This is a genomic window from Velazquezella soli, assembly GCF_977018685.1.
The window spans coordinates 221,491-236,045 of sequence record NZ_CDRNXF010000005.1; the positions used below are offsets into that span (position 1 = coordinate 221,491).

The 14,555-nt window shown below is 60.8% G+C and carries 14 protein-coding genes and 1 pseudogene; 14 read left to right on the forward strand and 1 reads right to left on the reverse strand.

Annotation, left to right across the window (positions count from 1 at the left end; translation table 11 throughout):
* The first annotated feature begins 3 nt into the window (after window positions 1-3).
* The 14 genes from AC0JZ8_RS21500 to arsB all read left to right on the forward strand — a co-directional run bounded on the left by AC0JZ8_RS21500 (window position 4) and on the right by arsB (window position 13,290).
* Entirely contained in the window at window positions 4-987 is a 984-nt protein-coding gene (locus AC0JZ8_RS21500; protein ID WP_471893514.1) for a zinc-dependent alcohol dehydrogenase, read from the forward strand.
* A 4-nt stretch (window positions 988-991) separates the two neighbouring features.
* On the forward strand, window positions 992-2,050 hold the full coding sequence (locus AC0JZ8_RS21505; RefSeq protein ID WP_471893515.1) for an SDR family oxidoreductase: 1,059 nt from the start codon (window positions 992-994) through the stop codon (window positions 2,048-2,050).
* 38 nt (window positions 2,051-2,088) lie between these two features.
* Window positions 2,089-2,946: an intradiol ring-cleavage dioxygenase gene (locus AC0JZ8_RS21510; protein WP_471893516.1), complete on the forward strand. Its 858-nt coding sequence runs from the start codon at window positions 2,089-2,091 to the stop codon at window positions 2,944-2,946.
* A gap of 9 nt (window positions 2,947-2,955) precedes the next feature.
* On the forward strand, window positions 2,956-4,014 hold the full coding sequence (locus tag AC0JZ8_RS21515) for a maleylacetate reductase (RefSeq protein WP_471893517.1): 1,059 nt from the start codon (window positions 2,956-2,958) through the stop codon (window positions 4,012-4,014).
* Between the two features lie 143 nt (window positions 4,015-4,157).
* Complete coding sequence (locus AC0JZ8_RS21520; RefSeq protein ID WP_192087365.1) at window positions 4,158-4,457, forward strand: Dabb family protein; 300 nt, start codon at window positions 4,158-4,160, stop codon at window positions 4,455-4,457.
* Between the two features lie 72 nt (window positions 4,458-4,529).
* Window positions 4,530-5,591 (forward strand): ketopantoate reductase family protein, encoded by a 1,062-nt coding sequence (locus tag AC0JZ8_RS21525; RefSeq protein WP_430260239.1) that lies wholly within the window; start codon window positions 4,530-4,532, stop codon window positions 5,589-5,591.
* Between the two features lie 276 nt (window positions 5,592-5,867).
* Window positions 5,868-6,104 carry a hypothetical protein gene (locus AC0JZ8_RS21530; protein WP_062577932.1) on the forward strand — a complete coding sequence of 79 codons (237 nt, stop codon included), beginning with the start codon at window positions 5,868-5,870 and terminating at the stop codon, window positions 6,102-6,104.
* A complete protein-coding gene (locus tag AC0JZ8_RS21535) occupies window positions 6,101-7,096 on the forward strand; it encodes an ABC transporter permease (RefSeq protein ID WP_471893518.1) in 996 nt (331 codons plus the stop codon). The genes AC0JZ8_RS21530 and AC0JZ8_RS21535 overlap by 4 nt, the downstream gene beginning before the upstream one ends.
* 23 nt (window positions 7,097-7,119) lie before the next feature.
* Complete coding sequence (locus AC0JZ8_RS21540) at window positions 7,120-8,187, forward strand: substrate-binding domain-containing protein (protein WP_062459847.1); 1,068 nt, start codon at window positions 7,120-7,122, stop codon at window positions 8,185-8,187.
* Between the two features lie 72 nt (window positions 8,188-8,259).
* On the forward strand, window positions 8,260-10,761 hold the full coding sequence (locus AC0JZ8_RS21545; protein ID WP_471893519.1) for an ATP-binding cassette domain-containing protein: 2,502 nt from the start codon (window positions 8,260-8,262) through the stop codon (window positions 10,759-10,761).
* Between the two features lie 98 nt (window positions 10,762-10,859).
* On the forward strand, window positions 10,860-11,213 hold the full coding sequence (locus AC0JZ8_RS21550; protein ID WP_184655806.1) for an ArsR/SmtB family transcription factor: 354 nt from the start codon (window positions 10,860-10,862) through the stop codon (window positions 11,211-11,213).
* The gene (locus AC0JZ8_RS21555) at window positions 11,210-11,737 is read left to right on the forward strand and encodes an arsenate reductase ArsC (RefSeq protein WP_471893520.1); all 528 of its coding nucleotides are present in this window, start codon (window positions 11,210-11,212) and stop codon (window positions 11,735-11,737) included. The genes AC0JZ8_RS21550 and AC0JZ8_RS21555 overlap by 4 nt, the downstream gene beginning before the upstream one ends.
* Window positions 11,734-12,168 carry an arsenate reductase (glutaredoxin) gene (arsC, locus tag AC0JZ8_RS21560; protein WP_471893521.1) on the forward strand — a complete coding sequence of 145 codons (435 nt, stop codon included), beginning with the start codon at window positions 11,734-11,736 and terminating at the stop codon, window positions 12,166-12,168. The genes AC0JZ8_RS21555 and arsC overlap by 4 nt, the downstream gene beginning before the upstream one ends.
* Before the next feature lie 51 nt (window positions 12,169-12,219).
* Window positions 12,220-13,290: an ACR3 family arsenite efflux transporter gene (gene arsB, locus AC0JZ8_RS21565; protein WP_471893522.1), complete on the forward strand. Its 1,071-nt coding sequence runs from the start codon at window positions 12,220-12,222 to the stop codon at window positions 13,288-13,290.
* 45 nt (window positions 13,291-13,335) lie between these two features.
* Here arsB and arsK read toward each other — a convergent pair.
* Window positions 13,336-14,555: pseudogene (arsK, locus tag AC0JZ8_RS21570) on the reverse strand (arsenite efflux MFS transporter ArsK).

Genomic DNA, 14,555 nt, shown 5'->3' on the forward strand with positions numbered 1-14,555 from the left:
ATCATGAAAGCCTTGGTATTCGAAGCACCGGACAAGCCTGTCATTGCCGATCTGGCCATGCCGGAAATCTCTGCCAACGAGGTCCTCGTCCGCACCCGTGCCGTCGGCATCTGTCATTCGGATTACGAACTTCTGGCCGGTCGCTACATCATTCCGATCTCCTATCCGGTGACGCCCGGCCACGAGTGGAGCGGCGAGATCGTCGAGGTCGGTCGCAACGTCACGGGCTTCAAGGCGGGAGACCGTGTCGTCGGCGAATGCGTGGTGCGCACGCCCGAGCGGCTTCATCATTTCGGTTTTTCGATAAGCGGCGCCGACCGGGAGTTCTTCGCCGTCAATTCGGAATGGCTGCATAAGCTGCCGGACGCGGTTGATGACAAGAAGGCGGCGCTGATCGAGCCGTTTACCTGCGGCTTCTATGCGGTGCTGCGGTCCGGCGGCACCAATGCCAGCGAGACGGTCGTCGTCTCCGGTGGCGGAACGATCGGTTTGGTCTCGGCGGCTGCTGCGATTGGCATGGGTGCGCGCGTCATCGTGGTCGATCCGCTCGCAACCCGTCGCGATGTGGCACTGAAACTCGGCGCAGATGCTGCGATCGATCCATCCGATGGCGGCGCCGCAGATCTGATCCGCGAGATGACCGGTGGTCATGGCGCTGATCTGGTGGTCGAAGCCTCCGGACATGATGCCTCGCTTGCGGCGGCGTTCGACTACGCAAGAGAAGACGGGCGCATGTCGATGGTCGGCATCAACATTGGCCGCAAAGTCCCTGTTGTCATCGGCCAGATCCAGATGAAGAATCTGACGGTCCGAGGCTGCATCGGCTCCCCCGGCGTCTGGCCGGCCGCAATCCGCTTCCTGGAGCGAACGGGAATCGACCTCTCGCCGATCCAGACCCATGACTATGCTCTGACCGATGCGGTGCAAGCCTTTGCCTTTGGCAAGGACGCGACCAAGAGCATCAAGATCACTCTTTTGAATGGATGAGAACATGACACATCACGCTCTCATTGTCGGTGCGACCGGCATTGCCGGCAGCAATCTTGCCGACTACCTGCTGGCCCAAGGCGGCTGGGAGATTTCCGGTCTGTCCCGGTCGCAGAGCCCGATTGCTGCCGTCCGGACCCTATCCTGCGACCTGACCGACGCTGCCTCGGTCGCCGCGGCACTGGATGGCGTGCGGCCGACCCATGTGTTCATCACCGCCTGGTCGCGGCAGGAGACGGAAGACGAGAACTGCAAGGTGAATGGTGCGATCGTCCGCAACGTTCTCGATGCCCTGCGTGGCCGAGGTGTGAACCACGTCGCGCTCGTTACCGGCACGAAGCACTACCTTGGCCCCTTCGAGAACTATGCGAAGGTCGCGCCGCAGACGCCGTTCCGCGAGGATCAAGAGCGCCTTCCCAACCAGAACTTCTACTACGTGCAGGAAGACGAGGTCTTTGCGGCAGCAGCGCGGGAAGGGTTCACGTGGTCGGTGCATCGGCCTCACACGCTGATCGGCTATGCGGTCGGCAACGCGATGAACATGGCGGCCACGCTCGGCGTTTATGCCTCTATCTGCAAGGAAACCGGCATGTCCTTCGTCTTTCCCGGGTCTGCCGAGCAGTGGCAGGCGGCAACCGACGTGACGGATGCCCGCATCCTTGCCAATCAACTCGCCTGGGCCGCAACGACGCCAGCAGCTGCCGACACAGCGTTCAATGTGGTCAATGGTGACGTGTTTCGCTGGAAGTGGCTGTGGCCGCGCATCGCCGCCTATTTCGGCATCGAAGCCGCGGACTATCCGGGCTCTCCGCAGCCGCTCGAGACGAAGATGGCCGATGCAGCGCCGATCTGGGATGCGCTCGTGAAGAAGCACGGCCTCAAGGAAAATGCGCTCGCGCGCGTCGCCTCTTTCTGGCACACGGACGCCGACCTTGGCCGGCAGGTGGAGACTTTCAACGACATGGCCCGCAGCCGCAAGGCCGGTTTCCTTGCCTACCAGGACACGACGGAATCCTTCACGGACGCCTTCGATCGCCTGCGCGCCGACCGGATCATTCCGTGATGACAGGACCACGCGACCAGCAAGGAGATCGACAGGCCATGGCTGACATCGGTTACTTTACGGAGACGAACTCGGTCGACACCGTCAATGCGCGCATGGGCGCTGACGTTGATCCGCGTCTTTCGCAAGTGATGGCGAGCCTTGTGAAGCATTTGCATGACTTCGCCCGGGAGGTCCAACTGACGCAGGACGAGTGGGAGACGGCGATCGGGTTTCTCACCCGCACCGGCCAGATCTGCACGCAGGAGCGGCAGGAGTTCATTCTTTTGTCCGATACGCTCGGTCTGTCGATGCTGGTGGATGCGATTAACAACCGTCGGCCCGAGGGTGCAACGGAAAACACCGTGTTTGGGCCGTTCCATGTCGAAGGCGCCCCGGTGAGGGAGATGGGCGCGCAGATCTGTCTGGACGGGAAGGGCGAGAGCTGCCTGTTCCTCGGCCGTGTGCTCGATCTCGAGGGCAAGCCGATCGAGGGGGCGCGGATCGACGTGTGGTCCGACAATGCCGACGGCTACTATGACGTCCAGCAGCCCGACATTCAGCCGAAATGGAACAATCGCGGCGTATTCGTCACCGGGGCCGACGGACATTACAGCTTCATCGGCATCAAGCCGGTGTCCTACCCCATTCCCGACGACGGTCCTGTGGGCGACATGCTCGCGCATCTGGGACGGCACCCATATCGCCCGGCTCACATGCACTACATGGTGCGAGCCGAAGGCTATCAGAAGCTGGTGACGCATACGTTTGTCGGTGGTGATGCGTATCTCGAATCCGACGCGGTGTTTGGCGTCAAATCGACCCTCGTCGCACCGTTCGACCGCCTTGAAGACGGCGACACGCTGTGGCGTTCGGAGTTCGATTTCACCCTCGTGCGACCTGACCAGTCAAGATAGGAGCCAGGCTTGGACAATTTCATCTATAATGGAAATCCGGCCCGCGTGATTTTCGGGCGTGGAACGATCTCTCGCCTGGCGGAAGAGGCCGAGCGATTGTCGGCCGACCGGGTGCTGGTGCTTTCAACGCCCGAACAGGAAGACCAGGCGCAAGGGATTGCAGAGGTTCTGGGATCGCGCTTTGCCGGGCTGTATTCGAACGCGCAGATGCACACGCCCGTCGAGGTGACGCAGGATGCGATGCGAACGGTCGAGAGCCTCTCCGCCGATGCCGTGCTGTCGATCGGTGGCGGCTCGACGACAGGCCTTGGCAAAGCCATCGCATTTCGCACCGACCTGCCGCAGATCGTGGTGCCAACGACCTATGCGGGCTCGGAGGCGACGCCCATTCTGGGTGAGACCGAGAACGGACGAAAGGTCACGAAATCCGATCCGCGCATCCTGCCCGAGGTGATCGTCTACGACGTCGACCTCACTCTGACCCTTCCGGTTGCCATGTCGGTCACGAGCGGCATCAACGCGATCGCCCACGCGGTGGAAGCGCTTTATGCCCGCGAGGCCAACCCGATTGTTTCGCTGATGGCGGAGCAGGGGATTGCCGCGATTGCCCGCGCGCTTCCCATCATTGCCCGTCGACCGAATGATCCGGACGCCAGGGCGGACGCGCTCTATGGGGCCTGGCTCTGTGGCGTGTGCCTTGGATCCGTCGGCATGGCGCTGCACCACAAGCTTTGCCACACGCTCGGCGGCATGTTCAACCTGCCGCACGCACCCATGCATACGGCCCTTCTGCCGCATGCGGTCGCTTATAACGCACCGGCCGCGCCGGAAGCCATGGCGCGTATTGCGCAGGCGCTCGGTGCAAAGGATGCGGCAACGGGGCTGTTTGATCTGGCTCAAGGACTGGGGGCTTCGATGGCTCTTAAAACTATGGGCATGCCGGACGACGGCATCGATCCTGCCGTCGAGCAGGCCATGGCCAATGCCTACTGGAACCCGCGAGTGCTGGAAAAGGATGGTTTGCACCAGCTCCTAGCCGGGGCTTACGAGGGCCAGCGACCAGAATAACGTCCTATAATGAACGGCCCTTGGGAGGGGGTAGCGATGAGCAAGTGGCTTAGTGAATACTGGCAGGTGATTTCGGATTGGCTTCGTGAACTGGGCGCGGCCCACGTCGTGGACGACGGCTCATCCGAGCGAAAAGACAAGCCATGATCAGGCACATCGTCATGTGGAACGTGCGCGGCGAGACGCCCGAGGAAAAACTCGCCTCTGCGCGTCTGATCAAGACCAAATTCGAAGGCCTCAAAGGACAGATCCCTGGTTTGATTACAATTGAGGTGGGGTTGGACATCAGCCGCATTTCCTATGCCTGCGACGTAGTTCTCTACTCCGAGTTCGACGACGAAGCCGCTCTCAAGCTTTACGCGGACCATCCGGCGCACGCGAAGGTGCGGGCAGAGCTCGAGGGCATCCGGATCGCCCGCCATCAGGTCGATTATATCTGCTGACCACACGTGTCGCCTGACCGCGCGATAAGCGCGGCGCGGCCCCGCCTTCATGCCCTTCTAGGAGACCATCGCATGACCTCCCATTTCAGCAAGACGCCGAAAATTGCTTTTCTCGGAACCGGCGCACAGGGTGCATCGATCGGAGCGGACTTCGTGCTCGCCGGTCATGACGTGACCTTCATCGAGCAATGGCCCGACCATGTGAACGCGATCCGGGAAAATGGGATCACCGTCAATCTACCGACCCGGACGATCAACGCCAGGGTCAAGGCCTTGCATCTCTGCGAAGTCGCGGAGATCAAGGAGCCGTTCGATCTCGTCTTCCTGGTGGTCAAAGCCTACGACACGAAATGGGCGACCCAACTGATCGAGCCGGTGCTGGCCACGGACGGCTTGGTCATCGGCCTCCAGAACGGCATGACGCACGAGGACATCGCGGCCATCGTCGGGCGGGAGCGGACTATCGGCGCCGTCATAGAGATCGCTTCCAACATGTTCGTACCCGGCGTCACCAACCGGCAGAACGATCACGACACATCCTGGTTTGCGCTCGGCGCCCTCGATCCCCAGACCCAGGAGAGGGTGGAGTCGGTCGCCGAACTTCTGCGCTGCACAGGGACCGTCGAGGTGACGGATGATATCCGCTCCGCCAAATGGATGAAGCTCGTCGTCAACGCCGCCGAACTTATTCCGTCTGCCATCGTCAACCTGCCGCTCGGCGATGCAGCCCGCAGCACGGGAATGCTAGAGGTGATGCGGGCGGCCGGCTATGAGGCCATGCAGGCGGCGATTGCCGATGGCGCAAAGATCGTCCCGATCATCGGCATGCCACCGGTCACCACAAACCATCCGGAGCGCTACGTCGACCAGATCTTCGAGGAGGTGCTCACCGTCTTCTCGCAAGCCGATACGCTCACGACCTCGCTGCAGGACTGGCGGAAGGGCCGGCGGGCCGAGATCCAGGAGGTCAACGGCTGGGTCATCGACACGCTGAAAGCGCATGGTCGGACGGCCCCGATCAATCAGCGGGTCGTAGACCTCGCCTATGAGATCGAGGCGAACACGCTTGAGGCGAAACCAGAAAACGCCGCTTTGCTGATCGAAACCTATGCGGCCAGCATCCCGGCGGGCTGAAGGTGCACTGATATGTTTCCCGTCTCGAATACACTTATCCAAAGCGGATATTTTCATGGTTTTCGTAGTCTTCAAAATACATACAGTTGATCGGAAGGAGTTCGGAGGAGAGAATTTCCTGACGTATTTGAAGCGCCGGATTGCGTACTTGTTCTAGCAAGAGATGCTGACCGGTCAGAGTGACAAATTCTTGGAGGAGCAAGAATTTGGGCAATCCGCAAATCATCGTGCCTTGTGAAGTTCTGACCGCGCAGCGGTTCGGAGCCAGCTACAGGCTTGCCGAAGCTTGAGGCTGAGGCCGACGATGCCAAGGATCTGTCCAGCAGATTGCTTCCTCCAGGTATGAACCATAACCGGCTCTGGGAGGAGGACGCGATGCCTGATTTTGCTGACAAACCGACGTGTCTCTTTGCAGACTTCAAGGCGGCGTCCAACGCCGCCGAAGAGATCGGCTTGCGCCGCCCGGCCATCGCCTCGGGTGAGGTGCGATCATCAAAAGGAGCCGACCGGTGAGTGCAGTCTCAACAATCCCCACACGGGCGGACAGCTATGCCCCAGGCCGGATGCAGCTGACGCGCAGTTTCGTAACCGTGATCTTCTCGACAATTATTCTTCTGGTCGCCTGCCTGGTCTTTGCGCCCTCAAGCGTATCCTGGGGTGCCCTGTCAGGCAGTCTTCCGTTTGCGGCGATCATTGCCATTGTCGGCCTTGGCCAGTTGATGGTGGTTCAGCAGGGTGGTTTCGACCTTTCGCTTCCCGGTGCCGTCTCTCTCGCCGTCGTGGTCTCGACCCATTACCCGCAGCAAAATGACGGATTGCTGTATCAGGCGGTGCTGCTGGCGCTGGTCTTTAACCTGTCGATCGGCTTTCTCAATGGCATCCTGGTCAGCATCTTCCGTTTGAACTCGATCATCGCGACGATCGGCACCAACGCACTTTTATATGCGACCGTCTTTGCCATGTCGGGCGGGGTGCCGTCTGTTACGACGGGCCTGCTCGCCAATATTGCCGGCGGTGAAACCTTCGGCCTGCCCAATGCCGTCTACTTCGCGTTAGGCGCCACCGCGCTGGTCTCCTTCATGCTGAAAAAGACCGTGGGCGGCCGCCGGTTCGAGGCGATCGGCGCAAGCCCTGCTGCCGGAGAGGCCGCAGGCCTGCGCGTGCGCTCCTATCAGATGATGGCCTATGTCTATGCCCAGCTGTTCTATTGCCTGGCCGGCGTCCTGATTGCCGGCATCACCCGCGAACCCACGGCCTTCCAAGGCGATAGCTTGCTGCTGCCGTCGGTTGCCGTCGTCGTGCTGGGAGGCACGTCGCTGCTCGGCGGGCGCGGTTTTCCCATCTCGACGGTGCTGGCGGCCTTCTTCCTCAACCAGCTGAGCCAGTTCGCGCTGTCGGTCGGTGTGCCCTATTCGGCGCAAACCATCATCCAGGCCCTGGCCCTCGGTTTCGGCATCGGCGTCTACTCGCTCCGGTGGAGCGGGAAAGTCAGAAAAACAACCTAACAATAACAAGTGGAGGAGCAGACATGAACTACGCAAATTTGAAGAAGGGCCTGGCAGTCTCGGTTGCGACTGCGGTCATCGCACTGGGAGGTGCGGGTCTGGCAAAGGCGGAGACACCGTCCTGGTGCGGGCCCAAGAAGGCGACGCTCGCCCTTCTCGACGGCTACGGCGGCAACAGCTGGCGTCAGGTGACGACGGCATCCGGCAAGCAGACCGTCGAACTGTGCCCCAGTATCACCAAGTATGAGTATGCCGACGGCCAGGGCGACACCCAGAAGGCAATCTCCGACATCAAGGGTATGGCCGCCAAGGGCGTCGATGCGCTGGTCGTCTTTGGCGACGCCGGCCCGGCCATGCTGCCGGCCATCACCAGCGTCTTCAAGGCCGGAAAGATCATTGTGCCCTACCGCGTCGCTGTTGGCGGCAAGGAAGGCATGAATTATTCGAAGTTCATCGGCTCGTCCTTCGAAAACGACGGCGTCACTTGGGGCAAGTGGATCAAGGGTGTGCTTCCCAAGGGTGGCAATGTCCTGTTCCTCAGCGGACCTGCCGGCAACAGCCAGGGCCTGGATGAGCTGAAAGGCCTGAAGAGCGTGCTCGGGCCTGAGTATGTCTTCGTCAATCAGGCGCCCTTTGCCGTCACCAACTGGGATCCGGCGCTGACGCAAAAGGTGCTGACCGCCGAAATCGCCAAGAACGCCAAGATCGACGTCATCGTGTCCGATTTCGGCCCGTCGCTGGTCGGTGCTCTGCCGGCCTTCACCAAGCAGGGCAAGTCCATCCCGGCGCTTGCCACGTCGGACGGCAACTCGCTCGGCTGCTTCTGGCAGGACAATCATGCCAGCAACCCGGACTTCAAGCTGTTCACCGTCGCCACCGGTAACGACAATGTCCGGCTGGCCGTGCAGTGGGCCGTCGCGCTTGCAACCGGCGGCGAAAAGCCGAAGGAGCAGATCTTCGAGGCGCCTGCCTACGAGGATTCCGTATCGGGCAAGCCCAATGCCGTTCAGTGCCGCAAGGATCTGCCGGGCGCCATCTATATGTCCTCGGCGCTGAAGCCGGAAGACCAGGCAAAGGCCGTCGGCCAGTAACTGAAACTTAGGCATCGCTGACCCCGGAGGGTTTACCTTCCGGGGCTCTGTCACCAGGACGGATTGCAAATAATGTTGGCAAGAAACAGTCAAGACGTGGCGCTGGACGCTCGGGATGTGGTGATCCGCCTTTCGGGCATCTCGAAATATTTCTCGGTTGTCGCGGCACTGGCCGATGTCAGTGTGGAATTCCGCGCCGGCGAAGTGCATGCCCTTCTCGGCGAGAACGGCGCCGGCAAATCGACCCTGATGAACATCATTTCCGGAACGCTGCAGCCGACCGAGGGAGAGATTCACTTCGAAGGCCGCGCCGTACAGCAAATGACCCCGGAAATCGCCAAGTCCCACGGGATTGGCATCTGCTTCCAGCATCCTGCCATTCTGGACGATCTGTCGATCCTGGAAAACCTGCGCGTGGCCTTGCCAGCCTCGTTGTTTGCGGGCGCAAAGCCCGACGATGTGGGCCGGCGCGTGCTTGCCAAGGTCGGCCTGCATCTCCCTCTTGGCATGCGCGCCGACGGTCTGACGGTTGCGCAGAAGCATTTGCTTGAGATCGCCAAGGCGCTGGCGCTCGAGCCGAAGGTGCTGATCCTGGACGAACCCACCGCCTCGCTCGACCAGGATTCGACCGACATGCTGTTTGCCCGCATCCGCGAGGTGGCGGCCGCTGGCACATCCGTCATCTACATCACCCATCGACTAGCCGAACTTCGCCAGATCGCCGATCGGGTCACCGTGCTTCGGGATGGTCGCGTGCGCGGCTCCGCCGTCATCGGCGAGATCAGCGATTCCGACCTGGTCGGGTTGATCGTCGGGCGTACTCTGGAATCGGCATTCCCGCCGAAAGCGTCATCGGCCGATACGGAGACCGGTCTGTCCGTGGTGGGCATCACCAACAGGGACCTGAAGAACATCAGCTTCGACGTGCCGCGCGGGCAGATCGTTGGGATCGCCGGTGTCGCCGGCAACGGTCAGCCGGAACTGATGCGGGTTCTTGCAGGGCTGAGGCCTGCCGAGGGGCAGATCGTCTTACGCGGGCGCGCACTCGCCCAACCGGAACTCCTCCATGAGGCGGCCTTCATGCCGTCGGATCGCCACGTCGAAGGTGTCGCCGGCAGTTTGACCGTTCGGGAAAACGCAACTTATTCCGCGCTTGAGAAGTTCGCGGTCGGTGGCGTGATGAGCCGCAAGAAGGAACTGGCGCAGGTCGGTGCGATCTTCAGTGAGCTGGCGGTCAAGACGCCGGGGATCGAAGCGCCGATTTTTGCGCTGTCGGGCGGCAACCAGCAAAAAGTGGTCATGGCCCGCGCACTTTTGTCCGAGCCGGGGCTGATCATTGCCGACGAACCGACGCAAGGTGTGGATGTCGGAGCCCGGTTTGAAATCTACCGAATTCTGCGCGAAGTCTCGGAGGCGGGGACGCCGGTTGTGGTGAACTCCTCCGATGCCGTGGAGCTCGAAGGGCTGTGCGACAAGGTCGTCGTGCTGTCGCGCGGGCATGTGGTCGAGATCCTCGAAGGTGACGACGTCACCGAAGAACGCATAGTCGCTGCGGCCGTTGGAGCGGAGACGCATGGCGACAGCAGTTCGACGGTGGCACAGCCGAGTACCGGCAGCCGATGGCGCGACCTGCTGCGGTCGGACAATGCTCCGGCGGTCCCGCTTGCCATCGTGACCGTGCTCCTTGGGCTCTATGTCTATGGCCAGAACGAGAACTTCTTCTCCGTCTACAACATCTACAACATCTTGCTTCTGGCGACCGCGCTCGGCTTTATTGCCATGGGCCAGACAGTGGCGCTGCTGATGGGCGGGATCGATCTTTCGGTCGGTCCTCTCGCCGGATTTCTGGTCGTGGTCGCGTCATTCTTCATTACCGACGACAATTCCACTGCGATGATGGCGGTCGGCTTCCTCCTGATGTTTGCCGGCGCCTTTGTGACCGGGGCTATCAACGGTGTGCTGATCCGATTTGCGAATTTCACCCCGATTGCCGCGACGCTCGCCATGTATATCGCGATCCAGGGCTGCAGCTTCCTGCTGCGTGACAATCCGGATGGCTATATCAGCGCGACGGTCACCGACTGGGTCAACTGGCAATTGGGTCCTTTCCCGGTCGCCTTTCTGGTACTGGTTGTTGCAGCGGTCGGCGCCGAATTCTTGCTGCGCCGGACCCGGGCCGGATGGCGTCTGCGGGCGGTCGGATCCGATGAACAATCTGCGCGCCGGGCCGGCATTCCTGTCGAACTCACCTTCATCGGCGGCTATATCGCCTGTTCGCTGCTGACCGCTGTCGGTGCCATCATGCTGATGACGCAGATCGGTGTCGGTGACCCGCGCCAGGGCGTGAACTACACGCTGGCCAGCATCACCGCAGTCGTTCTGGGCGGAACGAGCCTTTCGGGCGGGCGGGGAACCTTCATCGGAACCCTTCTCGGAGCCGTGCTTCTGACCGAAGTGCTGAACGCGGTGACATTCCTGGGGCTGACCCAGACCTACCAGTATCTCTTCCAGGGATTGCTGGTTGTGGTGGCAGCGCTGATCTACGCAAGCGCTGGCCGGCGGAAATCGCACTGACCTCATGGTTCTGAACACGAGTACCTGCCGTCGAAGCGTAAGAAGACGACCCGGAACACGCATCTTGACTGATTCCATAAATCCAGTATTCTGGATATATGGAATCAGAAGTCGCTATTCTCGCCCTTGCGGCGCTTGCTCAGCCAACCCGGCTCGAAGCTTTTCGCCTGCTTGTCAGGCATGAACCGGATGGACTGCCCGCAGGTGACATAGCGCGCGCGCTCGCGGTGCCGCAAAACACGATGTCTGCGCATCTCAATATCTTGTCACGCGCGGGTCTTGTTTCTTCGCAGCGCCAAAGCCGCGTCGTTACCTACCGTGTGGAGACGGAGACGTTACGGGAACTGGTGCTCTTTCTTCTCAAGGACTGCTGTGGCGGAAACGCAGAGCTCTGCGCGCCGCTGATTGCGGAACTCACCCCGTGCTGCCCTCCGGAAAAGGCGCTCTCATGACCGACAAGACATTCAACGTCCTGTTTCTGTGCACCGGCAACTCTGCGAGATCGATCCTCGCGGAAAGTGTTCTGCGAAAAATTGGCGCTGGGAAATTCAATGCTTACTCGGCGGGAAGCCAGCCTAAAGGCAACGTCAACCCAATGGCGCTCGATGTGCTTGTTGGCCACAAGTTTCCCACGGAGGGACTTCGGTCAAAAAGTTGGGACGAGTTTGCGGGTGCCGAGGCTCCGCAATTCGATTTTATCTTTACGGTCTGCGACAACGCTGCTGGCGAATCCTGCCCGGTCTGGCCGGGAAAACCAATGACCGCCCATTGGGGTATCGACGATCCTGTTGCAGTGGAGGGTACCGACGCGGAAAAGCGCATCGCCTTCACCACAGCGCTTCGCCACATGAAGTTTCGTATTGCAGCTTTCGCCGCGCTGCCTTTGGAAAGCCTCGAAAGGATAAGCTTGACCGCCAAGCTTCAGGAAATCGGTCAGCTCGAAGGATCGACAAACAAAAGGCCTGACGTTGCATGACTAACCCCATCGATATCGTCATCTACCACAACCCGGACTGCGGGACCTCGCGCAACACGCTTGCGATGATCCGCAACGCCGGCATCGAACCCCATGTGGTTGAGTATCTCAAAACCCCGCCAGCGCGCGCGCTGCTTAAGCAGTTGATCGACCGGATGGGAATTTCCGCGCGCGATCTTCTTCGCGAAAAGGGAACGCCGTTTTCCGAACTCGGTTTGGGCGACCCTTCCTTGTCCGATGAGCAACTGGTCGATGCCATGATGGACCATCCCATCCTGATCAACCGCCCGATCGTCGTCACGCCTGCCGGTGTCAGGCTGTGCCGACCATCGGAAGCGGTGTTAGATATTCTTCCAGCTGGCCAGCAGGCTGCGTTTGCCAAGGAAGATGGCGAAGTCGTCGTCGACCAGACCGGTCGTCGCGTCGTCTGACGCAAGCCATTCAAGCCGAACCCGTGCGACGATTTTGCCAAGGAGGCCGCCATGCGTCCCGAAGAACCAACACTGCGTCTGTCGTTCCTCGACCGCTATCTGACCGTCTGGATTTTTGCCGCAATGGCACTGGGTGTGCTGCTCGGAACTGTGTTTACCGGTCTGCCCGTAGCGCTCGACAGCCTGTCCATCGGCACCACCAATATTCCGATTGCCATCGGCCTCATCCTGATGATGTATCCGCCTCTGGCGAAAGTGCGCTTTGAGGAACTCCCTCAGGTGTTTGCCGACAAGCGGGTTCTGGCGATTTCTCTCCTGCAGAACTGGATTATCGGTCCGGTGCTGATGTTCGCGCTGGCGGTGATCTTCCTGCGGGACTATCCGGAATACATGACCGGCCTCATCCTGATCGGTCTTGCCCGCTGCATTGCAATGGTTCTCGTCTGGAACCAGCTTGCCAGGGGCGACAACCAGTATGTCGCGGGTCTCGTTGCCTTCAATTCGATTTTCCAGATCCTGTTTTTCAGCGTCTATGCGTGGTTTTTCCTGTCCGTCCTGCCTCCGCTGTTTGGTCTTGAAGGCAGTGTGATTGACGTCTCGTTCTGGACGATTGCGGAAGCGGTGTTGATCTATCTCGGTATTCCGTTCCTTGCGGGATATCTGTCGCGCCGCTTGCTGACCCTGAGCAAGGGCAGGGACTGGTACGAAAACGTTTTCCTGCCGAAGATCAGCCCGATGACGCTGGCCGCCCTTCTGTTCACGATCGTCGCCATGTTCAGCCTGAAGGGCGGAGACGTGGTCCGCCTGCCGGGCGATGTGGTGATGATCGCCATTCCGCTGACGATCTACTTTCTCATCATGTTTCTTGTCAGTTTTTGGATGGCGAGGTCGGTGGGGACAGATTATCCGCGCACGACAGCGGTTGCCTTTACTGCGGCCGGCAACAACTTCGAGCTGGCCATCGCGGTTGCCATTGCCGCGTTCGGCCTAGCGTCCCCGGTCGCATTTGCGGCCGTCATCGGCCCGCTCGTCGAGGTGCCTGTGCTGATCCTTTTGGTACAGATGGCACTGTGGATGGGCCGCAGATATTTTGCCAAATCGGCAGGAAGCCCGGCCGTGTAGCGCTCCTAGCGGGCACCGAAGGACGCACGGACCCGGCGTACTGGTTCAGGCCGGACGGCTCGCGAGATGATCGCCAGACTTTTGACGGCGCTCCAGTCGCGCAATCCCGACGAAGGCGACAATCGCACAGGCCCCGAGCGCTGTTGTGATGGTCAGTGACCACAGCGTACCGATATGGGCCATGGCAAACGCCAGCGCAAACGGTGCGGTCGCGGACAGGATCAATCGTGCGGCCATGACCTTGCCCTGCAGCCTGCCGTAGCCAGCGCTGCCAAACAGCATCAGCGGCAGGGTGCCGGTGACGATGCTGAAAAGACCGTGGCCCAAACCGAAGACAACGGCAAACGCCATGGCGCCTGTCACCGACGGAGCGGTGAGGGTGAGGATCAATACACCCCCGGGGATCAACGTGGCGGCAATCGTTGCCAAAGCCAGCGGCGGCAGATTGCCGCCGAGCACCATATTAGCAAACCGGCTCAGCACTTGTGACGGACCAAACAGCGTGCCGACAATGGCGGCCGTGGCCCCAAGGCCAAGACCCGACAGCAGCGGCACCATATGCACCAGGATCGCCGCACTGACGAGAGATTGCAAAGAGAACCCCACCACCATCAGCTTGAACCCGAACTGCCGGACGTCCGGGCTGAGGCACCCTTCGACGACTTGCGCCGTGCCGTTCTGTTTCTGCGACTTCCCCTGGGCAAGGCCGTAGGACAGCCAGGCGTGCAGAGGCAGGCAGACGAGCAGATTGAGCCCGGCAAACACCAGGTAGACATTCTGCCAGGACAGATGGGCGTGCAGAGCCGTTGTGATGGGCCAGAAGATCGTCGAGGCGAAGCCGGCGATGAGGGTCAGATAGGTGATGCTGCGCTGGGCGGTGCGGGGGCTTGCCTGCACCAGCAGCGCAAAGGCCGCGCCATATTGTACGAGATTGGCGGCGATCTCGATCACGATCAAAGCAGCGACGAAGCCGCTCTTGCCCGGCGCATAGGCACAAGCGACCAGCGCTGCCGCGGCAATCGCGGATCCGGCCGTCATCACCCGTCCTGCGCCAAAATGATCAATGGCCCGGCCGAGCCAGGGAGCGGTCAAGCCGCCCAGAAGAAGTGCCGCCGAAAGTGCGGCAAATATCCACTCCGTCGACCAGTTCAGGTCTCGCGCCATATCGGGTGCAAGAATGCTGAGCTGTAATAGAGAGTTCCATAGCCGATGATCTGGGTGAGGCCCAGGGCAAGGATAGTGCCGATCGGCGGCCGCTCGCTCAT

What these genes read in the sequence shown, in the direction of transcription:
- AC0JZ8_RS21500 (WP_471893514.1), top strand. Translation starts at nt 4, where the DNA reads ATGAAAGCCTTGGTATTCGAAGCACCGGACAAGCCTGTCATTGCCGAT.
- AC0JZ8_RS21505 (WP_471893515.1), top strand. Translation starts at nt 992, where the DNA reads ATGACACATCACGCTCTCATTGTCGGTGCGACCGGCATTGCCGGCAGC.
- AC0JZ8_RS21510 (WP_471893516.1), top strand. Translation starts at nt 2,089, where the DNA reads ATGGCTGACATCGGTTACTTTACGGAGACGAACTCGGTCGACACCGTC.
- AC0JZ8_RS21520 (WP_192087365.1), top strand. Translation starts at nt 4,158, where the DNA reads ATGATCAGGCACATCGTCATGTGGAACGTGCGCGGCGAGACGCCCGAG.
- AC0JZ8_RS21525 (WP_430260239.1), top strand. Translation starts at nt 4,530, where the DNA reads ATGACCTCCCATTTCAGCAAGACGCCGAAAATTGCTTTTCTCGGAACC.
- AC0JZ8_RS21540 (WP_062459847.1), top strand. Translation starts at nt 7,120, where the DNA reads ATGAACTACGCAAATTTGAAGAAGGGCCTGGCAGTCTCGGTTGCGACT.
- AC0JZ8_RS21545 (WP_471893519.1), top strand. Translation starts at nt 8,260, where the DNA reads ATGTTGGCAAGAAACAGTCAAGACGTGGCGCTGGACGCTCGGGATGTG.
- AC0JZ8_RS21550 (WP_184655806.1), top strand. Translation starts at nt 10,860, where the DNA reads ATGGAATCAGAAGTCGCTATTCTCGCCCTTGCGGCGCTTGCTCAGCCA.
- AC0JZ8_RS21555 (WP_471893520.1), top strand. Translation starts at nt 11,210, where the DNA reads ATGACCGACAAGACATTCAACGTCCTGTTTCTGTGCACCGGCAACTCT.
- arsC (WP_471893521.1), top strand. Translation starts at nt 11,734, where the DNA reads ATGACTAACCCCATCGATATCGTCATCTACCACAACCCGGACTGCGGG.
- arsB (WP_471893522.1), top strand. Translation starts at nt 12,220, where the DNA reads ATGCGTCCCGAAGAACCAACACTGCGTCTGTCGTTCCTCGACCGCTAT.